This is a genomic window from Geodermatophilus sp. CPCC 206100 (genome assembly GCF_048569675.1).
Taxonomy (GTDB): domain Bacteria; phylum Actinomycetota; class Actinomycetes; order Mycobacteriales; family Geodermatophilaceae; genus Geodermatophilus.
Map to the genome: position 1 here is coordinate 74,197 of NZ_JAQISV010000008.1, position 20,515 is coordinate 94,711.

Annotated in this window: 20 protein-coding genes and 1 riboswitch; of the genes, 8 read left to right on the top strand and 12 right to left on the bottom strand. The window is 75.8% G+C overall.

Annotation, left to right across the window (positions count from 1 at the left end):
- The first annotated feature begins 68 nt into the window (after positions 1-68).
- Positions 69-1,514 (top strand): gamma-aminobutyraldehyde dehydrogenase, encoded by a 1,446-nt coding sequence (locus PGN05_RS04465; RefSeq protein ID WP_419751319.1) that lies wholly within the window; start codon positions 69-71, stop codon positions 1,512-1,514.
- Between the two features lie 45 nt (positions 1,515-1,559).
- Here PGN05_RS04465 and PGN05_RS04470 read toward each other — a convergent pair whose 3' ends face one another.
- The 3 genes from PGN05_RS04470 to PGN05_RS04480 all read right to left on the bottom strand — a co-directional run bounded on the left by PGN05_RS04470 (position 1,560) and on the right by PGN05_RS04480 (position 5,531).
- Positions 1,560-1,988: an ester cyclase gene (locus PGN05_RS04470; protein ID WP_419751320.1), complete on the bottom strand. Its 429-nt coding sequence runs from the start codon at positions 1,986-1,988 to the stop codon at positions 1,560-1,562.
- Positions 1,989-2,121: 133 nt separating this feature from the next.
- Positions 2,122-3,120 carry a ribonucleotide-diphosphate reductase subunit beta gene (locus tag PGN05_RS04475; protein WP_419751321.1) on the bottom strand — a complete coding sequence of 333 codons (999 nt, stop codon included), beginning with the start codon at positions 3,118-3,120 and terminating at the stop codon, positions 2,122-2,124.
- Positions 3,121-3,149: 29 nt separating this feature from the next.
- Positions 3,150-5,531 (bottom strand): ribonucleoside-diphosphate reductase subunit alpha, encoded by a 2,382-nt coding sequence (locus PGN05_RS04480; RefSeq protein ID WP_419751322.1) that lies wholly within the window; start codon positions 5,529-5,531, stop codon positions 3,150-3,152.
- A 118-nt stretch (positions 5,532-5,649) separates the two neighbouring features.
- Positions 5,650-5,868, bottom strand: a riboswitch (cobalamin riboswitch).
- A gap of 117 nt (positions 5,869-5,985) precedes the next feature.
- Here PGN05_RS04480 and PGN05_RS04485 point away from each other — a divergent pair.
- A complete protein-coding gene (locus PGN05_RS04485) occupies positions 5,986-6,783 on the top strand; it encodes an SDR family NAD(P)-dependent oxidoreductase (RefSeq protein WP_419751323.1) in 798 nt (265 codons plus the stop codon).
- Between the two features lie 20 nt (positions 6,784-6,803).
- On the opposite strand, the gene PGN05_RS04490 is transcribed toward PGN05_RS04485, so the two are convergent.
- The 5 genes from PGN05_RS04490 to PGN05_RS04510 are packed head-to-tail and all read right to left on the bottom strand — an operon-like array spanning position 6,804 to position 9,963.
- Positions 6,804-7,148 carry a thioredoxin family protein gene (locus PGN05_RS04490; RefSeq protein WP_419751324.1) on the bottom strand — a complete coding sequence of 115 codons (345 nt, stop codon included), beginning with the start codon at positions 7,146-7,148 and terminating at the stop codon, positions 6,804-6,806.
- Positions 7,149-7,158: 10 nt separating this feature from the next.
- Entirely contained in the window at positions 7,159-8,082 is a 924-nt protein-coding gene (locus tag PGN05_RS04495) for an oxygenase MpaB family protein (RefSeq protein ID WP_419751325.1), read from the bottom strand.
- Positions 8,083-8,121: 39 nt separating this feature from the next.
- Positions 8,122-8,613: an SRPBCC family protein gene (locus tag PGN05_RS04500; protein WP_419751326.1), complete on the bottom strand. Its 492-nt coding sequence runs from the start codon at positions 8,611-8,613 to the stop codon at positions 8,122-8,124.
- A complete protein-coding gene (locus PGN05_RS04505) occupies positions 8,610-8,960 on the bottom strand; it encodes an ArsR/SmtB family transcription factor (protein WP_419751327.1) in 351 nt (116 codons plus the stop codon). The genes PGN05_RS04500 and PGN05_RS04505 overlap by 4 nt, the downstream gene beginning before the upstream one ends.
- A 40-nt stretch (positions 8,961-9,000) precedes the next feature.
- Positions 9,001-9,963: an intradiol ring-cleavage dioxygenase gene (locus PGN05_RS04510; protein WP_419751328.1), complete on the bottom strand. Its 963-nt coding sequence runs from the start codon at positions 9,961-9,963 to the stop codon at positions 9,001-9,003.
- Positions 9,964-10,120: 157 nt separating this feature from the next.
- On the opposite strand from PGN05_RS04510, the gene PGN05_RS04515 reads away from it, so the two are divergent.
- The 3 genes from PGN05_RS04515 to arr are packed head-to-tail and all read left to right on the top strand — an operon-like array spanning position 10,121 to position 13,076.
- Entirely contained in the window at positions 10,121-11,512 is a 1,392-nt protein-coding gene (locus tag PGN05_RS04515; protein WP_419751329.1) for a cobyrinate a,c-diamide synthase, read from the top strand.
- The gene (gene cobT / locus PGN05_RS04520; RefSeq protein WP_419751330.1) at positions 11,499-12,590 is read left to right on the top strand and encodes a nicotinate-nucleotide--dimethylbenzimidazole phosphoribosyltransferase; all 1,092 of its coding nucleotides are present in this window, start codon (positions 11,499-11,501) and stop codon (positions 12,588-12,590) included. Before PGN05_RS04515 ends, cobT begins: the two co-directional genes overlap by 14 nt.
- 54 nt (positions 12,591-12,644) lie before the next feature.
- Complete coding sequence (arr, locus tag PGN05_RS04525) at positions 12,645-13,076, top strand: NAD(+)--rifampin ADP-ribosyltransferase (protein ID WP_419751446.1); 432 nt, start codon at positions 12,645-12,647, stop codon at positions 13,074-13,076.
- A gap of 21 nt (positions 13,077-13,097) precedes the next feature.
- On the opposite strand, the gene PGN05_RS04530 is transcribed toward arr, so the two are convergent.
- Positions 13,098-14,162: a maleylacetate reductase gene (locus tag PGN05_RS04530; protein WP_419751331.1), complete on the bottom strand. Its 1,065-nt coding sequence runs from the start codon at positions 14,160-14,162 to the stop codon at positions 13,098-13,100.
- A gap of 56 nt (positions 14,163-14,218) precedes the next feature.
- The gene (locus PGN05_RS04535) at positions 14,219-15,430 is read right to left on the bottom strand and encodes an MFS transporter (RefSeq protein ID WP_419751332.1); all 1,212 of its coding nucleotides are present in this window, start codon (positions 15,428-15,430) and stop codon (positions 14,219-14,221) included.
- Between the two features lie 125 nt (positions 15,431-15,555).
- Here PGN05_RS04535 and PGN05_RS04540 point away from each other — a divergent pair, with 125 nt between their 5' ends.
- Genes PGN05_RS04540 through PGN05_RS04550 form a run of 3 tightly spaced genes read left to right on the top strand, consistent with a single transcriptional unit; the run spans position 15,556 to position 18,080 of the window.
- Positions 15,556-16,356 (top strand): sugar phosphate isomerase/epimerase family protein, encoded by an 801-nt coding sequence (locus PGN05_RS04540; RefSeq protein WP_419751333.1) that lies wholly within the window; start codon positions 15,556-15,558, stop codon positions 16,354-16,356.
- A 24-nt stretch (positions 16,357-16,380) separates the two neighbouring features.
- Positions 16,381-17,064: an SDR family NAD(P)-dependent oxidoreductase gene (locus PGN05_RS04545; protein WP_419751334.1), complete on the top strand. Its 684-nt coding sequence runs from the start codon at positions 16,381-16,383 to the stop codon at positions 17,062-17,064.
- On the top strand, positions 17,064-18,080 hold the full coding sequence (locus PGN05_RS04550; RefSeq protein ID WP_419751335.1) for an LLM class flavin-dependent oxidoreductase: 1,017 nt from the start codon (positions 17,064-17,066) through the stop codon (positions 18,078-18,080). The genes PGN05_RS04545 and PGN05_RS04550 overlap by 1 nt, the downstream gene beginning before the upstream one ends.
- 4 nt (positions 18,081-18,084) lie before the next feature.
- On the opposite strand, the gene PGN05_RS04555 is transcribed toward PGN05_RS04550, so the two are convergent.
- Entirely contained in the window at positions 18,085-19,491 is a 1,407-nt protein-coding gene (locus PGN05_RS04555; protein ID WP_419751336.1) for an amidohydrolase family protein, read from the bottom strand.
- A gap of 252 nt (positions 19,492-19,743) precedes the next feature.
- Complete coding sequence (locus PGN05_RS04560; protein WP_419751337.1) at positions 19,744-20,505, bottom strand: SDR family NAD(P)-dependent oxidoreductase; 762 nt, start codon at positions 20,503-20,505, stop codon at positions 19,744-19,746.
- Positions 20,506-20,515: the final 10 nt, after the last annotated feature.

Here is a 20,515-nt window from a genome sequence, read left to right on the forward strand (position 1 = left end):
CTGCCCCGGCCGGCGCGTTCGCTGCGACCATCCCCCGTGTGCACGACCCCGAGCCGAGAGGGAACTCCATGAGCGAGAAGCTGGAGCTGCGCAACTTCGTCGGCGGCGAGCACGTCGACGCCACCGACGGCCGGCGGATGGACCTGGTCGACCCCACCACGGGCGAGGTGTTCGCCTCCGCGCCCGTCTCCGGGGACGGGGACGTCGACCGCGCCTACGCCGCGGCGGCCGGCGCCTTCGAGGGGTGGCGGGACGCGACGCCGTCGGATCGGTCGCTGGCGCTGTTCCGGTTCGCCGACGCCATCGAGTCGCACGCCGAGGAGCTGGTGGCGCTGGAGAGCCGCAACACCGGCAAGCCGATCGGGCTGACCGCGAGCGAGGAGATCCCGCCGATGGTCGACCAGATCCGCTTCTTCGCCGGCGCGGCGCGCAACCTGGAGGGCAAGGCGGCCGCGGAGTACATGGCCGGGCACACGTCGTTCGTCCGCCGCGAGCCGGTCGGCGTGATCGGCCAGGTCACGCCGTGGAACTACCCGATGATGATGGCGGTCTGGAAGTTCGCGCCGGCGATCGCCGCGGGCAACACCGTCGTCCTCAAGCCGTCGGACACCACCCCGGCCACGACGCTGCGGATGGCCGAGCTCGCCGCGGAGTTCCTCCCGCCCGGCGTCCTCAACGTCATCTGCGGCGACCGCGACACCGGACGGGCCCTGGTGGAGCACCGCACCCCGCGGATGGTCTCCATCACCGGGTCGGTGCGCGCCGGCATGCAGGTCGCCGAGACCGCGGCCCGCGACGTCAAGCGGGTGCACCTCGAGCTCGGCGGCAAGGCACCGGTCGTCGTCTTCGACGACGCCGACCTCGAGGCCGCCGCCGAGGCGATCGCGGTGGCCGGCTACTTCAACGCCGGCCAGGACTGCACCGCCGCCACCCGGGTGCTGGCCGGGCCGGGCATCCACGACGACTTCGTCGCCGCGCTCACCGAGCAGGCGCGCAGCACCGCCACCACGTACGAGAAGGGCGCCGGGGACGCCGACGCCCTCGTCCCGCCGGTCAACAACGCCACCCAGCTGGCCCACGTCACCGGCTTTCTGGACCGGGCGCCGGACCACGCCGAGATCACCGCCGGCGGGCACCGGCAGGGCGACCGCGGGTTCTTCGTCGAGCCGACCGTCGTCGCGGGGCTCCGCCAGGACGACGAGATGGTGCAACGGGAGATCTTCGGCCCGGTCATCACCGTGCAGCGGTTCTCCGACGAGGACCAGGCGCTGGCGTGGGCCAACGGCGTCGAGTACGGACTGGCCTCCTCGGTCTGGACGAGGGACTTCGGCCGGGCCATGCGGATGAGCAAGCAGCTGGACTTCGGCTGCGTGTGGATCAACACCCACATCCCCCTGGTCGCCGAGATGCCGCACGGCGGCTTCAAGCACTCGGGCTACGGCAAGGACCTGTCGATGTACGGGTTCGAGGACTACACCCGCATCAAGCACGTCATGGCCAACATCGAATCCTGAGCGCGACGGGCCCCGGTCGGTAGAGGACCGGGGCCCCGCCGCCCGTCAGGAGGCGGGCACCAGCCGGACGGCGTCCAGGGCGGCGAGCGCACCGAGCTCGTCGGCGACCATGACGATCTCGCTGATCCGGCCGCCGGTGAGCGTCAGGACGTCGATGACGCGCAGTTCCAGGTGCCGGCCGGTCGGGGGCAGAGGGCCGGCCGCAGTCTGCAGCGGACCCACCTGCCGGCCACCCATGCGGAAGGCCACCGCCAGCCGGTCGCCGTCCTCGACGACCGCGACGACCCGGCGCTCGACCTGCTCGAACGTCCCCTGCACGGCGCGCGCACGGGTCACGAGGTCGGCGACGGTCAGCGTCCGGCCGTTGACCGTGACCGGGTCGGTGTAGAGCGCGCGGAAGGCCCCCTGCGCGGTGGCGTCGTCCGCCAGCGGCTCGGTCCAGAGCCGCAGCAGCGCCTCGACGTCGAACGGCACCGTGCCATGGTGGCGCGTCCGGGGAACCGGCACCAGACCGGCGCCGCCGGAGGCCGAGGCCCGCCCGGGCCCTCCGCGTGGCCACGAGGGCCGGATCTCCCGGGCCCTCGTGGCCACGGAGGCCGGACGGGGGTCAGAAGTCGGTGTCGTCGAAGGACACCGAGCCCGGCACGCCCACCTGGTAGGCCGAGACCCGCCGCTCGAAGAAGTTCGACAGCTCCTGCACGTCCTGCAGCTCCATGAACCTGAACGGGTTGTGCGCGCCGTAGCGGGGCGGGATGCCCAGCAGCTCCAGCCGCCGGTCGGCCACGTGCTCCAGGTAGGCCCGCATGTCGGGCAGGCTCATCCCGGGCACGCCGCCGCCGAGCAGGTCCTCGGCGAACCGGTACTCGCAGTCCACGGCCTCGGCCAGCATCGCGCTGACCTCCGCCTCCAGCTCGTCGTCCCAGAGGTCGGGCTCCTCGCGCCGGACGGTCTCGACGACGTCGAAGGCGAAGGCCATGTGCATCGACTCGTCGCGGAACACCCAGTTGGTGCCGCTGGCCAGCCCGTTGAGCAGGCCGCGGGAGCGGAGGAAGTAGACGTAGGCGAAGGCGCCGTAGAAGAACAGCCCCTCGATGCAGGCGGCGAAGCAGATCAGGTTGAGCAGGAACGCCCGCCGGTCGTCGCGGGTGCGCAGCTGGTCGAGCTCGCCCAGGGAGTCGATCCAGCGGAAGCAGAAGTCGGCCTTGCGCTTGATCGACGGGATGCTCTCCACCGCGGCGAACGCCGCGTGCCGCTCGGTCTCGTCGGGCACGTAGGTGTCCAGCAGGGTCAGGTAGAACTGGACGTGCACCGCCTCCTCGAACAGCTGCCGGGACAGGTACAGCCGGCCCTCGGGCGAGTTGACGTGCTGGTAGAGGTTGAGCACCAGGTTGTTCGCCACGATGGTGTCGCCGGTCGCGAAGAAGGCGACCAGCCGGCTGACCAGGTGCCGCTCGGCCGGGCTGAGCCGGGCCAGGTCGGCCAGGTCGGAGTGCAGGTCGACCTCCTCGACGGTCCAGGTGTTCTTGATGGCGTCGCGGAAGCGGTCGTAGAAGTGCGGGTAGCGCATGGGCCGCAGGGTCAGCTCCATGCCCGGGTCGAGCAGCACAGGGGTGTCTCCCTCGGGTCGGACGGCGGTCACTGGCAGGCCTCGCAGCTCTCCGGGTTCTCCAGCGAGCAGGCGAGGGCGTCGGCCGCGGACGGCGTCGTCACCCCGACGGTGGCCTGCTGGATGCGGGTCGCCGGGCGCGAGCGCAGGTAGTAGGTGCTCTTGAGCCCCGCCTTCCAGGCGTAGAGGTACATCGAGGAGAGCTTCCCGATGGTCGGGCTGGCCAGGAACAGGTTCAGCGACTGGCTCTGGTCGACGTAGGGGGCGCGGGCGGCGGCGAGGTCGATGAGCGCCTTCTGCGGCAGCTCCCACGCCGTCCGGAACAGCTGCCGGGTCTCCGCCGGCAGGTCGGTCAGCCCCTGCACCGACCCCTCGGCCCGCTTCAGCGCCTCGCGGGTCCGCTCGTCCCAGACCCCGAGCGCCTTGAGCTCGGCGACCAGGGCGGCGTTGACCTGGAGGAACTCCCCCGACAGCGTCTCGCGCTTGAACAGGTTGGACACCTGCGGCTCGATGCACTCGTAGCAGCCGGCGATCGAGGCGATCGTCGCCGTCGGGGCGATGGCCACCAGCAGGGAGTTGCGCAGGCCCGACGCGGCCACCGCGGCGCGCAGCCGGTCCCAGCGCTCCGTCTGGGCCGGGACGACGCCCCACAGGTCCGGCTGCAGCACCCCGTCGGCCGCGCGGGTGTCGGCGTAGGCCGGGTGCGGACCGGACTCCCCGGCCAGCGCGACCGAGGTCTCCAGCGCGGTCAGGTACACCTCCTCGGCGATGCGGGTCGACAGCTCCCGCGCCGCGTCCCCGTCGAACGGCAGCCGCAGCGCGAAGAAGACGTCCTGCAGGCCCATGACCCCGAGGCCCACCGGCCGCCACCGCGGGTTGCTCGCCGCGGCCTCCGCCGACGGGTAGTGGTTGATGTCGACGACCCGGTCGAGGAAGCCGACCGCCGTCCGCACCGTGGCCCGCAGCCGGTCCCAGTCGACGCCGGTCGCGGTGCCGTCGGCCGCGCGCGCCAGGTGGGCGGCGAGGTTGACCGAGCCGAGGTTGCACACCGCGGTCTCGGTGTCGCTGGAGACCTCGACGATCTCGGTGCACAGGTTGGACAGGTGGACGACGTTGCCCGGCCGCGCGGTCTGGTTGCAGGTGCGGTTGGCGGCGTCCTTGAACGTCATCCAGCCGTTCCCGGTCTGGGCGAGGGTGCGCATCATCCGCCCGTACAGGTCGCGCGCGGGCACCTGGCGCACGAACCGGCCGGCCGCCTCGGCCGCGCGGTAGGCCCGGTCGAACTCCTCGCCCCACAGGTCGGGCAGCTCGGGCACCTCGTCGGGGTCGACCAGCGACCAGGCCTCGTCAGCCTCGACCCGGCGCATGAACTCGTCGGGCACCCAGTTGGCGAGGTTGAGGTCGTGGGTCCGGCGGGCGTCCTCCCCGGTGTTGTCCCGCAGCTCGAGGAACTCCTCGACGTCGGGGTGCCACGGCTCCAGGTAGACGCAGGCCGCGCCCTTGCGCCGGCCGCCCTGGTTGACCGCCGCCACCGAGGCGTTGAGGGTGCGCAGCCAGGGCACGATGCCGTTGGACCGGCCGTTGGTGCCGCGGATCAGCGCGCCGCGGGAGCGCACCCGCGACCACGAGATGCCGATGCCGCCGGCGAACTTCGACAGCGCCGCCACCTGCGCGTACCGGGAGTAGATCGAGCCCAGCTCGTCCCGCGGGGAGTCCACGAGGTAGCAGGAGCTCATCTGGGTGTGCCGCGTGCCGGAGTTGAACAGCGTCGGCGAGCTCGGCAGGTAGGCCAGCGAGCTCATCAGCCGGTAGAAGCCGATCGCCTCGACCGGCGTCCGGGACAGCCCGCAGGCCACCCGCAGCAGCCAGTACTGCGGCGTCTCCACGACCAGCCGGGTGACCGGGTGCCGCAGCAGGTACCGGTCGGCCACGGTGCGCAGCCCAAAGTACTCGAAGCGGCGGTCGGCGTCGGCGTCGACGGCGTCGTCCAGCTTGCGGGCGTGCCGGGCGACGAAGGCCGCCGTCGCGTCGCCGATCAGGCCCTCGGCGTGCCCGAGGGCGATGCTCTGGCTGAACGAGGCGATGCCCTGGCCGGCGACCTCCTTGCGCACGTAGTTGGCCAGCAGCCGGGCGGCCAGCCGCGAGTACTCCGGCTCCTCGCCGGTCATCTCGGCCGCGGTCTGGATCGACAGCCGGTCCAGCTCGGCGCTGGTGGCACCGTCGTAGAGGCCGCTGATGGTGCGGGTGGCCACGCGCAGCGGATCGACCCAGGAGAGGTCGTCACACCACCGCTCGACGGCCTTGACGATCTTGTTGACGTCGACCGGCTCCAGGTCGCCGCTGCGCTTGCGCACCTGCATGGGACTGCGCGGGGCGGCCGGCGCCTGGGCCGGCTGGTCGGTGAGGGTCATCTGCTCGCTCGCTCCTCGTGAGCTCCCGGAGTCCGGGCGAGGAGGAGGCCGCCAGCCCCGGACACGGCCGGGGCTGTCCGACGGACCCGATCCCCGAGGTCCCGGACGACCGCGCACGGGCGTGCGCGGTGCGGCTGGCAGGTCTTCGGACTCGCGGGCGCGCCGGCTCTCGCCGGCTCCTACTGGCCGTCGCTTCCCAGGTGCAGTGCACACCCAGTGCCTGTGACGGCGGTCGTTCCCACTCACCGCTGCGGGACAGTCCCGGATTCCCACCGGGTTCCCTCTTGCCCCGGTCCGCTCGAGGAGAGCGGCCCGGACCAGCTGCAGGACCACCATATGAGGGGGTGCCGACAGGTTCTGACACCACGGGTGGGACGGCGTGTCCCGGTGACAGCCCGGCTCCGCCGGCGCACCATCGCCCGTGCCCCCCTCCCCACGACCCGGAGGAGCCCCCGTGGACCTGCAGCTGACCGGCAAGCGCGCGATCGTCACCGGCGCCAGCCGCGGCATCGGCCTCGCCGTGGCCGACGCCCTCGCCGCGGAGGGGGTCGACGTGGCGCTGGTCGCCCGGGACGCCGACGCGCTCACGGCGGCGGCCGAGCGGGTGCGCCGGCACGGCCGGACCGCGCTCCCCTGCCCGGCGGACACCCGGGACGACGACGCCGTGCGCGGGGTGGTCGAGCGGGTGGTGGCCGAGCTCGGCGGGGTGGACGTGCTGGTCAACGCGGCTGCGCGGCCGGCCTCCGCCGGTCCGGTGCCGCCGCTGGCGGAGGTGTCCGACGACGACGTCCGTGCCGAGGTGGAGACCAAGGTGCTCGGCTACCTGCGCTGCGCGCGGGCGGTCGCCCCGCACATGGTCGCGGCCGGCTGGGGCCGGATCGTCAACATCAGCGGGCTCAACGCGCTGCGGACCGGCTCGCTGGTCGGGTCGGTGCGCAACGTCGCGGTGGCCGCGATGACGGCCAACCTCGCCGACGAGCTCGGGCCGGCCGGGATCACGGTGACCGTCGTCCACCCCGGGATCACCGTGACCGAGCGGCGGGCCCGGTCGATCGCCGACCAGGCCGCAGCCCAGGGCCGGACCGCGGAGGAGGTCGAGCGCGCCCTGGCCGCGGGCACCAGCATCGGCCGGCTGGTGACCGCGGCCGAGGTGGCCGACGTCGTCACCTTCCTGGCCTCACCGCGCAGCGCCGGGATCACCGGCTCCGCCGTCGCGGTCGGCGGCGGGACCCGGGGCACCATCCACTACTGAGGGGCCGAGCCGGGCTCGGCTCAGCGCTCCGGGAACTGCTCCCGGACCGCGGCCATGTCCAGCTCCCGCACGGTGTCGAGCAGCAGCTCCACCGAGTCGGCCGGCAGCGCGCCCGGCTCGGCGAAGACGAGGACGCCGTCCCGGTAGACCAGCAGCGTCGGCACCGCCCGCACGCCCACCGCCGCGACGAGGGCGGGCTCCTGCTCGGCGTCCACGGTCGCGAACACGACGTCGGGATGGCGGTCGGCCACCGCCCCCAGCGCCGCCGTGAGCCCCCGGCTCGGCGCGTACCAGGGAGCCCGGACGTCGACGACGACGATGCCGGCGGCGACCGTGGCCGCGTAGTCCTGCCCGGAGAGGGTCACCGCGGGCACCTCAGCCTCCCCTCACCCACGCCGGCGCCGGTCCCCGCCCGAGCCGCCAGCGCGCGGCCTCCTCCGACGGGCTGCGCGGGCCCAGCACCAGCTGCAGCCCGCGCAACTGGGCGCGGGTCACCGGCAGCCGGAGGACGTCGCGGCCGCGGCCCGGCACGCCCGCGCAGCCGGCCATCACCGGCGAGACGAGCAACCCGGCCGCCCCGGCGAGCCCCCCGTAGAAGACCTGCTCGGCCGCGCCCAGGCCGGGCGGCGCGGTGAGGAACGCCCGCACCTCGGGCGGCACCGGCTCCAGCACCGGCCGGTACGCCGCCAGTGCCTCGGCCAGCCCGGCCGCGGTCTCCGGCAGGTCGGTGGCGCCCAGCGCGCGGGCGCTGCGGGCCCACTCGGCCACGTAGGTGTCGGGCCAGCGCCGTCCGAAGCAGGCCGGCGCGGGCCGGCCGACCGACCGCTGGGCGGCCAGGAAGGCGTCGGTGAAGGCGAGGTGCACCCAGCGCAGCAGGTCGGGGTCGCCGGCGGAGTAGGGCCGGCCGGCTGCGTCGACGCCGCGGACGACGGTGTGCCGGCCACGCACCCGGGCCGCCTCCCGCTCCGCCAGCTCCGCCGAGCCGAACGTGGTCACCACCAGCCACCGGGCGGTGCCGGCCAGCCGAGCCCAGGGGTCGTCGAGGTAGGCCGAGTGCCGCTGGACCCCGGCCAGCGCCCGCGGGTGGGCAGCCTGGCCCAGGAGGGCGGCCACCCCGCCGACCAGCGTGGCGAGGTCGCCGTGGACCCACCAGACGACGCCGTCGGGCTCGAACCAGCCCGGCCCCTCGCCGACCGTCGCGATGTCCCGGACCCAGCCGGGAGCGCCGTCGGGGTCCCCCGACACGCGGGCCCGGAACCGCGCGCGCACGGCCTCGGGCAGCGCGGTTCCGACGGGCACGCCCCCACCGTGCCAGCCGGACCGCGTCTCCGCTCGGCGTCACACGGAGGCGAGCAGCACCTCGTCGATCTGGCCGACCGACAGGGTCAGGCCCTCGGCCATGCCCATGGCCAGCACCTGCTCCATCTGCTCCAGCGTGGCGAACCGCGACCGCACGGTCATCCGCGTGCCGGCGGGCGTCTCCTCGAGGTCCACGCGGGCGTGGGTCGTCGGCATGCCGTCGGCCGGTCGGCCCTCCGCGTCGCCGAACCCGTCCTCGAACTCGAGGGACCGCGGCTCGTCGAGCGCCACGAAGCGCCACCAGCCGTACGCCTTCTCGCCGTCGGGCCCGGTCATGTAGTAGCGGGAGGTGCCGCCCACCACGACGTCGTGCTCGACGAAGGTGGCCGGGAAGGTGGGCGGGCCCCACCAGCGCTGCAGCTGCTGCGGGTCGGTCCAGACCTGCCACACCCGGGCCGGCGGGGCGGCGAGCTCCGCGACGACGGTGAGGGTGAGCTGCTCGGGGTCCTGCGTGGTGCTGACGACGGTCATCGTGGGTCTGCTCCCTCGGGATCGGCGAGGACCTCCTCGAGGCGGCCGATCCGGCCGCGCCAGAGCTCCTCGAGCTCACCGAGCAGCTGCGCGGCCGCCCGGACGGTGCCGACGTCGCCGCGCACGAGTTGCTCGCGGCCGCGACGCTCCTTGCTGACCAGCCGTGCCCGCTCGAGGACGGCGACGTGCTTCTGGACCGCGGCGAAGCTCATGTCGTAGTTCCGCGCGAGCGCCGAGACCGACGCCGCCTCCCCCAGCACCCGCGTGACGATGTCCCGGCGGGTGGCGTCGGCGAGGGCGGCGAAGACCCGGTCGGCGCTCTCCCGGTCCAGTTGACCTACAACCATGTGGTTGCACGTTAGCCACGGTGCCGGCCGGCCGCAAGGGTCAGTTCGGCGGTGTCCCCGGGGGCCGGCCGCCGCCCGGACCGCCGGGCGCTCCGGACGGCGCGCCGTCGCCGCCCAGGCCACCCCCGGTCGGCGTCGTGGTCGGATCGATCCCGACCGGGAGGGCGACGGTGTACCCGCCGGCCGCGTCCCCGGTCACGGTGGCCAGCTGGCTCGCGCCGCCGTCGTCCCCGAAGACGTTGTCGGTGGTGAGGCCCACCTGGGCCAGGTTGCGCACCGAGCTCGCGTAGCCGCTGGTGGCGTAGACCGCGTCGCAGACGTCCTGGGGCAGCGCGACCTGCGAGGTCGCGATGACGTTCGCCGCGTCGGTGATCGCGTCCTGGTCCGGGTAGACCTCGAAGTGGATGTGCGGCCACCGCCCGCTGTAGCAGGCGGGGAAGACGCTGGTGAACCGGACCGTGCCCGCGGCGTCGGCGATCTGCACGCCGCGCAGGTAGTTCTGGTCGGTGATGCCCTCGGAGTACATCGAGTAGCCGCCGTCCCGGTCGCAGTGCCAGACGTAGACGGCGACCCCCGCGAACGGCACGCCGCCGTTGGCCAGGTCGCGGACGGTCAGCTCCAGGGTCATGGGCACGCCCTCCGCCGTGCCGCTGCTCTCGCCGAAGCTCGAGCGGATGTCGCTGCGGACGATGCCGCTCTGCTCCAGCACGTCCGGCCCGTTGGACCCGTCCCCCGGGTACGGGCCGGCGGTCTCGTCGGGGATCTCCCCCGCCGCGGCGGTCGCGGTCGACGACGCCGCCGCCGCGGACGATTCGGACGAGGCCGACGTCCCGCCACAGGCGGCGAGGCCGGCGCCGGCGGCGCCCAGGCCCAGGACGGCGAGCAGCCTGCGGCGGCTCAGCAGCGTGCCGACGTCGAAGCCGAGTCCCTGGTCCACCAGCTCCTCGGCGGGCCGGGGCAGGGACCGCCCCTCGTAGGTCGTCGTCCGTCGGTTCTCGTCCACGGGTCTCCCGTCGTTCGCGGATGGATCCCGCTCACCCTCGACGGCGGGCCGGGCGGCGCGCTGGGAGGGGGCTGGACGGCGGCTGTGAACGCGGATGGGCCCGGCCACCCGCGACCCCGGCCGCGCGGCGGCGGGGAGCCGCGCGCAGGATCGGGAGGTGACCCTCCCCCGGCTCGTGGTGGCCGCACCCGCCACGGACGCCGGGAAGACGTCGGTCACCACCGGGCTGCTCGCCGCGCTGACCGCCCGCGGGCTCGCGGTCTCCCCGCACAAGGTCGGCCCCGACTTCATCGACCCCGGCTACCACGCGCTCGCCGCGGGCCGGCCGGGCCGCACCCTCGACCCGGTGCTCATGGACGAGGAGCGGGTGGTCCCGCTGTTCCTGCACGGCGCGCGCACCCCGCGGCCGGCCGACGTGGCCGTGGTCGAGGGCGTCATGGGGCTGTTCGACGGCGCCTCGCACCCGTCGCTGCCCCCCGGTGCCGGCTCCACCGCGCACGTCGCGCGGCTGCTGCGCGCTCCGGTGGTGCTCGTCGTCGACGCCTGGACGCAGGCGCAGAGCGTCGCCGCGCTGGTGCACGGCTTCGCCACCTTCGACCCGTCGGTGCGCCTCGGCGGGGTGGTGCTCAACCGGGTGGCCGGCGACCGGCACGAGGAGCTGCTGCGGACCGCGCTCGGCGCGGCCGGGGTGCCGGTGCTCGGGGCGATCCCGCGGCTGGACCGGCTGGCCGCCCCGTCCCGGCACCTCGGCCTGGTGCCGGCCGCCGAGCGTTCCGCCGAGGCGCTGGCGACGGTCCGCGAGCTCGGTGAGGTGGTCGCCGCGCGGGTCGACCTGGCCGCCGTCCTGGCGCTGGCCCGCTCCGCGCCCCCGCTGGACGGCGCGCCGTGGGACCCGGCGGCGGAGGTCCACCCGGTGCCCGGCCGGCCGCGGATCGCCGTCGCGGCCGGAGCCGCGTTCACCTTCGGCTACGCCGAGCACGGCGAGCTGCTGGCCGCGGCCGGCGCGGAGGTGGTGCCGGTCGACCCGCTGCGCGACGAGGCACTGCCCGCCGGCACCACGGGCCTCGTCCTCGGCGGCGGCTTCCCGGAGGCCCACGCCGCGGACCTGTCGGCCAACACGGCTCTGCGCGCCGACGTCGCGGCGCTGGTCGCCCGCGGCGGGCCGGTCGCGGCCGAGTGCGCCGGCCTGCTCTACCTCGCCCGCAGCCTGGACGGCGTCCCGATGTGCGGCGTGCTCGACGCCGACGCCACCTTCACGCCGGAGCTGACCCTGGGCTACCGCGAGGCGGTGGCCCTCACCGACTCGGTGCTCGCCCCGGCCGGCACGCGGGTGCGCGGCCACGAGTTCCACCGCACCGTCACCACCCCGGCGTCCGGGCCGGCGCCCGCCTGGCGGTGGGCCGGCGGTGCTCCCGAGGGCTTCGTCTCCGGCGGCGTGCACGCCTCGTACCTGCACCTGCACTGGGCCGGCTCGCCCGCCCTGCCCGCCCGCTTCGTCACCGCCTGCGCGGCGGCCGCCCCCGAGGGAGCCGGACGTGCCCACCCCTGACCCGTTCGCCGGCACCCTGCTGGGCGCCACGATCGCCGCGGTCCGCCCACGCGACGCCGTCGCGGAGCGCGCCGCCCGCGACCGGCTGGACCGCATGACCAAGCCGCCGGGGTCGCTCGGCGTCCTCGAGGACGTCGCGGCGCAGCTGGCCGGCACCGCGGGCCGCTGCCCACCGCCGCTGCCGGAACCGGCCACCGTCGCGGTCTTCGCCGGCGACCACGGCGTCCATGCCCGGGGCGTCACGCCGTGGCCGCAGGAGGTGACCGCGCAGATGGTGGCCAACCTGGCCGCCGGCGGCGCGGTGGTCAACGCCTTCGCCGCGCAGCTGGGCGCCGAGGTGGTGGTCGTCGACGTCGGCGTCGCGGCGCCGCTGCCGGCCGCCGACCGGCTGCTGCACCGGAAGGTGCGGCCCGGGACCGCCGACCTCGCCGTCGGCCCCGCGATGTCGCCGGCGGAGGCCCGGCAGGCGGTCGAGGTGGGCATCGAGGTGGCCACCACACTGGTCGCGGGCGGCGCGCGCTGCCTGGTCACCGGCGACATGGGGATCGCCAACACCACGCCGTCGGCCGCGCTCGTCTGCGCCTTCACCGGCGCCGCGCCGGCGGCGGCGACCGGCCGCGGAACCGGCGTCGACGACCCGACCCTGGCGCGCAAGGTGGACATCGTCGGCCGGGCCGTCGCCCGGGTGCCGCGCCGGCCGGCCACGCCGGAGGAGGCGCTGGCCGCCCTGGCCGAGGTCGGCGGGATGGAGCACGCCGCGCTCGCCGGCTTCGTGCTGGGCGGCGCGGCGACCCGGACGCCGGTGCTGCTCGACGGGGTCATCGCCGGGTCGGCGGCGCTGGCCGCCGCGGCGCTGTGCCCCGGCGTGGTTGCGCACGTCCTCGCCGGGCACACGTCGGCCGAGCCGGGGCACGCCCTGGCGCTGCGGGCGCTGGGGCTGCGACCGTTGCTCGGCCTGGACCTGCGCCTGGGCGAGGGCACCGGAGCCCTGCTCGCGCTGCCCCTGGTGGCCGGCGCCGCGCGGGCGCTGCGCGACGTGGCGACCTTCGACGCGGCGGGCGTGACCGGGAAGGAGTGAGCTGGGGTGTCCGAGCAGGAGACGGCAGGCGGAGGCGGCAGCACCCGCGTCCCCGTGACGTTCGACCACTGCGCGCACGTCGCCGGACCGTTCTTCCACGGGACGGGGTCCACGCTGGAGGTCGGCGACGAGCTGGTGCCCGGCCGCGGCTCCAACTTCCAGGCGGGCCGGGTGTCGAACAACGTCTACTTCACCGCGCTCGTCGACACCGCCGCCTGGGGAGCCGAGCTGGCGACCGCGCTGGCCGGGAGCGGAGACCGGGGGCACGTCTACGTCGTGGAGCCCCTGGGCCCCTTCGAGGACGACCCGAACGTGACCGACAAGCGCTTCCCCGGCAACCCCACGCAGTCCTACCGCACCCGCTCCCCGCTGCGCGTCGTCGGCGAGGTGCCGGACTGGCAGGGCCACGACCCGGAGGTCCTGAAGGGGATGCTGGACCACCTCGCGCTGCTCCGGGAGCAGGGACGGGACGTCATCGAGGACTGAGGGCCCCGCCCGTCGCCGCGGTCAGCCCCGCCAGGCCGCCTCGAGCAGGGCGGTCAGCGACTCGAGGTCCGGCGTCCGCGGGTTCGGATAGGGCTGGGCCACGACCCGCTCGGCGATCCCGCGCAGACCCTCGCGCGGCACGCCCAGGTCCCGCAGCGTCGTCGGCCCGTCGTGGGCGCGGGCCAGCGCGGCGACGGCCGCCACCGGGTCGGGCCCGGCGATGCGGTCCAGCCGCGCCGCCGCCGCGGGGGCCGCGGGCAGGTCGTAGGCCATGACGTGCGCCAGCAGGAGGGTGTGCAGCTCGGCGTGCGGGAGGTCGAAGGCGCCGCCGAGCACGTGCGCGAGCTGGTGGTGCAGCCCCATGCGGGTCTGGGCCAGGCAGAGGCCGGCCAGCCAGGCGGCGGACTGCAGCCGGCCGCGCGCCCCGAGGTCGGCGGGGTCGGCCAGCACCTCGGGCAGGGCGGTGAGGATGCCCAGCACCGACTCGGTCGCCAGGCCGTCGGTGACCGCGGTGGCATCGGGCGCCCACAGCGCCTCGACGGCGTGAGCGAGCGCGTTCACCGCGCTGGTGCGGGTGAGCCCCGGCGACATGGAGACGGTGAGCTCGGGGTCGTAGACCACCGTGCCCGGGGCCAGGGCCGGGTCCCGCCGGGTGGTCTTGACCCCGTTCTCCGTCTCCCCCAGGACCGGCGTGACCTCCGAGCCGGCGTAGGTCGTCGGCACCGCGACCTGCGGAACGCCGGTGCGCGCCGCCACCGCCTTGGCCAGCCCGACCGCCGACCCGCCGCCGAGGGCCACCACGCCGTCGATCCCCTCGCCGGTCACCAGCCGCATCGCCTCCTCGGTCACCGGCACCGGGGTGTGCGCGGCCGGCCGGTCGAAGCGGGCCGCCAGCCGGGAGCCGAGGGCGTCGGCGAGACGGTCCCCCGCGTCGGCCGCCGACCGCGTCACCACGAGCAGCACCCGCTGCGCCCCGAGTCGGGCGACCTCGTCCGGGACGGCGTCGCGGGCACCCGGTCCGATCACGACGCGAACCGGCAGGGTCTCGTGCACCACGATGGAGCTCGGAGCCCTCGTGTCCGTCATCGTCGCGACCTCCCGCTCGTCGGCACGGCGCCCATCCTGCCGTCCGCCCGTCCGGCTCAGCCGGGCACCCGGGCTCCCGGGACGGCGACCCGCCGGTGGACGAGGGCGAAGCAGCCGGCGCTGCCGGCCAGCGCGACCGCGCAGCCGCCCCAGGAGAGCCCGTACCCGCCGGAGACGTCGGCGGCCAGCCCGAACGCCCAGGGCGCCACCAGCGCACCGAGGAAGTAGCCGGTCGACATCAGCGCGATCGCCCGGCCCACCGCCCAGGGCGCCCGGTCGACGACGACCGCGTGGATGGTGCTGGCCCCGGCCAGGTTGCCCAGCAGCCCGAGGACCGCGCCGACCAGCACCAGGACCAGCGGACGGCCCGCCGTCGCCCACAGCAGCAGCACGCCGAGCAGGGCCGTGCCCGCCAGGCCGGCGGCGACCAGCGCCCGCCGCGGCGGCCCGACCCGGTCGGAGAACCGGGCGACGACCACCATGGCGACCGCCCCGGCGGCGGTGCCGGCCGCGGAAACGGCACCGGCCGTGGCCGCGCCCACCCCCGCGTCGGTCAGCGAGAGCACCAGCCACGACAGCAGCGGCTGCGAGCCGGCGATGAACAGGAACGCGGCCAGGGGCAGGAGCAGGAACCCGCGCGGCAGCGGCCGGGGCGCCGGCGCGGGCCCGGCGACGTCCCGGCCGCGCGGAGCGCTCCGGGCCGGCAGCAGGAGGCTCCCGGCGACGGCGGTGAGCACCGCGACGACGGTCAGGGCCACCGCCACCCCCTCCCACCCGGCGGTGCGCGCGACCGCCGGCCCCGCGAGCGCGAGCAGGGTCGCCATGAGCGGCACGCCGGCGGTCTTGATGCTGAGGTCCCGCCCGGCGCTGCCCTCGGGCGCCGTCGCCGCCACCGCCATGCTCGTCCCCGCGTTGCCCAGCGCGTAGCCCGCGCCCGCCACCGCCGCCGCGAGGCCGAGCACCACGGCCGAGGGGGCGAGCACCGAGGCCAGCAGGCAGGCCGCCACCACGACCTGGTCCACGACGATGCAGCGCCGCGCACCCCAGGGCTCGGCGACCCGCGCGGCCACCAGCGAGCCCAGGCCGGTCAGGCCGTAGAACAGGCCGATCAGCAGGCCCAGGCCGCCGCGCGAGAGGTCCAGGTCGGCCCGGATCTCGGGGCCCAGGTAGCCGTAGAGGAAGGCCGGCGCCGTCCCCGCCCCCATGGCGGAGGTGCAGACGGCGACGACCGCTGCGCGCCGGCCGACCAGGCTCCTCGGGTCCGACATCCGCGCCCGCCCATCGACGAACCGGCCGGGCTCCGGACGGCCGGGCGGGTGGACCGACCGTAGGCGAGGTGCGGAGCCCAACTCAAGCTTCCGTCGGGAGTCCTCTAGCGACTACGGTCGGCGGGGTGACGGCCGGCCGGGTGGTGTCCCTGTCCGCCGGCACGGTGCTCGACGCGACGCCCGAGGAGGCCCTGGCCGCGGCGGCGGCCGCCGGCTTCGACGCCTTCGGCACCCGGTGGGATCCCGAGCGCCTGCCCCGTGCGGCGATCGGCCCCCTCCGCCGCCGGGTGGACGACAGCGGCCTGGCCCTGCTCGACCTCGAGGTGGTGCGGCTGGGCCCCGGGGTGCCGGTTCCGGACCACCGCCCGTGGGCCGACGTGGCCGCCGAGCTCGGCGCCCGCTTCCTGCTCGTGGTGAGCTCGCACGACGACCCGGCCCGCGCGGCCGACGAGCTGGCGACGCTGGCCGGCTGGTGCGCTCCGGCGGGCGTCACGGTGGCCCTGGAGTTCATGCGGTTCACCGCCGTCCCGACCCTGCGCGCCGCGGGCGAGCTGGTGCGCGCCGCCGGGGGCGCCGGCCTCACCGTCCTGGTCGACGTCCTCCACCTGCAGCGCGGCGGGGAGAGCGCGGACGACCTGACCGCGCCGGGCGCCCCGCCGGTCGGGTACCTGCAGCTGTGCGACGCGCCGGCCGCCCCGCCCGGCGACCTCGCGGCGCTGGCCGCCGAGGCCCGCCACGGGCGGCTGTTCCCCGGCGAGGGCGAGTTGCCGCTGGCCGACGTCCTCGCCGCCCTGCCGGCCGACCTGCCGGTCTGCGTCGAGGTCCAGTCCGACTCCTGGTCGCGCCAGCTGGACGTCCCCGCCCGGGCGCGGCGGGCGAGGGACAGCGTCCGCGACCTGCTCGGCGCGCCGGATCCGGCGCGCTGACCCGCACGACGACGAGGAGGGCACGTGCCTGCAGTCCTGGTGACCGGAGGCGGATCGGGCATCGGCGCGGAGATCTGCCGGGTGCTCGCCGCGGCGGGCTGGCAGGTGTCCGCCGCGGACCTGCGGCCGCCGGAGGGCGGGCACGAGCTCGACACCACCGACGAGGCCGGCTGGGACCGCGTGCTGGACGCCGTCTGGCCGCTGGACGGGCTGGTCAACTGCGCCGGCATCCGCGACCGCGCACCGCTCGAGGAGCTGGAGCTGGCCGCGTTCGAGCGGATGATGGCGGTGCACGTCTCCGGGTGCTTCCTGGGCACCCGCGGCGCCGCCCGGCGGTGGCGGGCCGACGGCCGCGCGGGCGCCGTCGTCAACATCTCCTCGGTCACCGCCACCCACGCCGTCGCCGGGCAGGTCCACTACGTCACCGCCAAGGGCGCGATCGCGGCGCTCACCCGGGCCGCGGCGGTGGAGCTCGGGCCCACCGGCACGCGGGTCAACGCGATCGCCCCCGGGATCATCCGCACCCCGATGACCGCCGACCGCCTCGGGGACCCCGCCCAGACCGCGTGGCTGCTGTCGCGGGTGCCCGCCGGCCGGGTGGGCGAGCCCGCCGAGATCGCCTCGGCGGTGCAGTTCCTGCTCTCCGACGCGGCGTCCTACGTCAACGGCGTGCTGCTGCCGGTCGACGGCGGCTGGGCGGCGGGCTGATGGCCGGCCGGCGCACCGTCGGCCTCGGGCTGTTCACCGGGCAGCGGCCCCCCGGGGTCGCCACCCCGCCGTACCGGGACGCGGTGCTGCTGGCCCGCGCGGCCGAGACCGCCGGCTTCGACGCCTTCTGGGTCAGCGAGCACCACGGGATGCCGGACGGCTACCTGCCCTCCCCCCTGGTGCTGCTCGGCGCGCTGGCCGCCGCGACCGACCGGCTGCTGCTGGGCAGCGGCGTCGCGCTCGCGCCGCTGCACCACCCGCTGCGGCTGGCCGAGGACGCGGCGGTCCTCGACCACCTCTCCGGCGGGCGGCTGGTGCTCGGCCTCGGCCTCGGCTACGCCGAGCACGAGTACGCCGCGTTCAGCGTGGATCCCACCCGCCGGGGCGCGCTGATGTCGGACCTGGTGCCGTTCCTGCGCCGCGCCTGGACCGGGGAGGCGTTCGACTGGGACGGCCCGGCGTACGCCGGCCGGGACCTGCGGGTCACGCCCGCCCCGCTGCGGGACGGCGTCCCCGTGTGGCTGGGCGGGTACGCGCCGGCCGCCCTGCAGCGGGCCCGCGACCTCGCCGACGGCTACCTGCTCGGCCGCGCCGACGCCGCCATCCTCGACCGGGTGCTCCCGGTGTTCGCCGAGCCGGTCGGGCGCCCGTTCACCATCGCGGTCAACGCCCTGATCCTGCTCACCGACGACCCGGCCGACGCCGACGCCGCCCGGCGCGGGTACGCCGCCACCCAGGCCGCCTACGAGGCGATGCAGGCCGGCGGCATCGCGCACGCCGGCATCGTCGCCCCGGACCCGGACGCCCCGGTCACCGCCGGTTCGGTGGACCGCTACTTCCAGGCGGTCGGGCCGGCGGAGGCCGTGGCGGCCCGGCTGCGGGAACTGCTGGACCGGCTGCCGGCCTGGGCCGACGCCCACCTGGTCCTGCGCGTGCTCTTCCCCGAGCCCGACGTGCGGCGCCAGGCCGACCGCGTGGCGCGGCTCGGCCGGGACGTGCTGCCCGAGCTGCGCTGACCGCTCAGGCCTTGGACAGCTCGCGCATCTGGTCGTCGGAGAGCGCGTCGCCCTCCCGGGCGGCCTGGGCGAGCCGGGTGTCCTCCAGCGCGAAGGCCCGGGTGAGCGGGCAGGCGGCGAGGAAACTCACCTTCTCCCCCGACCGGGGACGCCGCTCGGCGATGGGCCGGGACAGGTCGATGCGCCGGCCGTCCTTGACCACCTCGACGATGGCCCCCTCGCGGCCGAGGACGGTGATGTCGGCCAGCGGGTCCCCGTCGACGACGATGACGTCGGCGACGTAGCCCTCGCGGAGGGCGCCCAGGCTCCCCTCCATCTTGATCGCCCACGCCGCCTCCGAGGTGGCCGCGGTGATCGCCTCCATGGGCGAGAACCCGGCGTACTGGACGAGCATGTCCAGCTCCCGGGCGTGCCACTCGCCGCACGGGGTGATCGCGAATCCGGTCTCGGAGCCGGTGATCACCCGGACGCCGGCCCGGTGCGCCTTGTCGATCATCACGCCGGTGACGTCGAGCTCGGCCTTGAAGACGTCGAGCAGCTCCGGCGCGGTGCCGACCTTCTCGCCGTACTCCACGAGGTTGCCCAGCAGCGTGAACGTCGGGCACAGCGCGGCGCCGTTCTCGACCACCGCCTCCAGCGCCTCGTCGTCCATGTACGAGGAGTGGTAGATCAGGTCCATGCCGGCCTCGGCCGACTCCTTGGTGCTGATCGAGTTGCGGCAGTGGCCCACGACCGGGGTGTTCAGCTCGTGCGCGGCGTCGACGACGGCCTGGATCTCCCGCTTGTTCCAGACCTTGACCTCGGGTCCCTTCACCGAGGGGATCAGCCCGGTGACCATGACCTTGATCCAGTCGACGCCGTACTTGATCTGCCGGCGCACCTCGCGCTGGATCCCGTCGACGTCGTGCACGACGGTGGCGTAGCCGGTGGTGCCCTCGTCCTTGATCAGCCGCCCGGCGGTGCCGCCGAGCATCGTCATGAGGGCGTTGCCGCCGGCGCGCATCCGCGGGCCCTCGACGAAGCCGGACTCGATGGCGTCGCGCAGCTCCACGCCGATGTTCCACAGGCAGTCGGCGTCGAGCACGCTGGTGACGCCGGCGCGCAGCACCTTCTGCGCGTTGTGCGCCGACAGCATCGAGCTGAAGGCCTCGGTGCGGTGGAAGAACAGCTCGTCGTTGCCGGTGGGCTCACCGAAGGACAGGTGGGTGTGGGCGTCGATCAGCCCCGGCATCACCGTGCGGCCGGTGGCGTCGATCCGGGTCAGGCCGGGGAGGTCCGCGGCCTGCGCCTCGGCGGCCGCGCCGAGGGCGGCGATGCGGCCGTCGCGCAGCAGGACGGCCTCGCCGGGGCGGGCGTCGGCCCCGGTGCCGTCGACCACCGTGCCGCCGGAGATGAGGATCGGCTCGGACATCTGGGCTCCCTCCCTGGGACGGCGGGGCGCGCCGTGCCCGGCGGAGTGGCCCGCGTTCCGTCGCCGCCGCCCATCGTCGGCGGGTGCCCGCATAGTGTCAAGCACGGTAACGACGCAGGCGTGGGTGGCGGCGGACGACCTCCCCGCCTCCCGACTCGGGCGACTCCTACGGTGTTCTGCCCGCTCCTGCGGCGACGCAGCACCGCCGGCGCGAGGAGGACACCGCACGAGCCTCGTGCAGGCTGCCGACCGTCAGGCGTTGGTGACCCCCAGCGCGAGGCCGCCGTCCACGGTGAGGATGCTGCCGGTCACCCACTCGGCACCGGCGAGGTAGGCCACCGCCTCGGCGACCTCCTCGACCGTCCCGATCCGGCCCAGCGCGTGCGCGGCGCCCAGGGACTGCAGGCGGGCGTGCGCCTCCTCCGGGGTGCCGAGCCCGGCTCGTTCGTTGATCTCGGTGTAGACCGCGCCGGGCCGGATGCAGTTGACCCGCACCTGCTGCGGTCCGAGCTCGGCGGCCAGGACCCCGGTGAGGGCCTCGAGCGCACCCTTCGTCGCCGCGTAGGGCGAGGCGCCGGGGAAGGCGCGCTGGGTGTGCACCGAGCCGAAGAAGACGATGGAGCCGCGGCGGGCCCGCAGCTCCGGCAGCGCCAGCCCCGACAGCTGCACCGGGCCCACGACGTTGGCGGCGTAGAGGTCGAGCATCTGCTGCTCGTCCAGGGCGTCGAGCGCGCCGCGGTACATGTTCCCGGCGGCGTTGACGAGGGTGTCCAGGCCGCCGCCGTGCGCGACGGCGGCGGCGAGCAGGCGCTCGCGGTCACCGGCGACCGTGACGTCGGCGGGGACGGCGAGGCAGGCCGCGCCCAGCTCGTCGGCGACCGCCTGCACCTTGTCGGCCCGCCGTCCGGACACCGTGACCCGGGCACCCCGCCCGACCAGGTGCCGGGCGACCCCGGCGCCGATGCCCGATCCGCCGCCGGTCACCAGCACCGACGAGCCTGCGAGTTCCCGCATGCCGCACGTC

Coding starts and splice junctions, on each gene's coding strand:
- PGN05_RS04465 (WP_419751319.1), top strand. CDS start 69: ATGAGCGAGAAGCTGGAGCTGCGCAACTTCGTCGGCGGCGAGCACGTC.
- PGN05_RS04480 (WP_419751322.1), bottom strand. CDS start 5,531: ATGACCCTCACCGACCAGCCGGCCCAGGCGCCGGCCGCCCCGCGCAGT.
- PGN05_RS04500 (WP_419751326.1), bottom strand. CDS start 8,613: ATGACCGTCGTCAGCACCACGCAGGACCCCGAGCAGCTCACCCTCACC.
- PGN05_RS04505 (WP_419751327.1), bottom strand. CDS start 8,960: ATGGTTGTAGGTCAACTGGACCGGGAGAGCGCCGACCGGGTCTTCGCC.
- PGN05_RS04530 (WP_419751331.1), bottom strand. CDS start 14,162: ATGACGGACACGAGGGCTCCGAGCTCCATCGTGGTGCACGAGACCCTG.
- PGN05_RS04535 (WP_419751332.1), bottom strand. CDS start 15,430: ATGTCGGACCCGAGGAGCCTGGTCGGCCGGCGCGCAGCGGTCGTCGCC.
- PGN05_RS04550 (WP_419751335.1), top strand. CDS start 17,064: ATGGCCGGCCGGCGCACCGTCGGCCTCGGGCTGTTCACCGGGCAGCGG.
- PGN05_RS04555 (WP_419751336.1), bottom strand. CDS start 19,491: ATGTCCGAGCCGATCCTCATCTCCGGCGGCACGGTGGTCGACGGCACC.
- PGN05_RS04560 (WP_419751337.1), bottom strand. CDS start 20,505: ATGCGGGAACTCGCAGGCTCGTCGGTGCTGGTGACCGGCGGCGGATCG.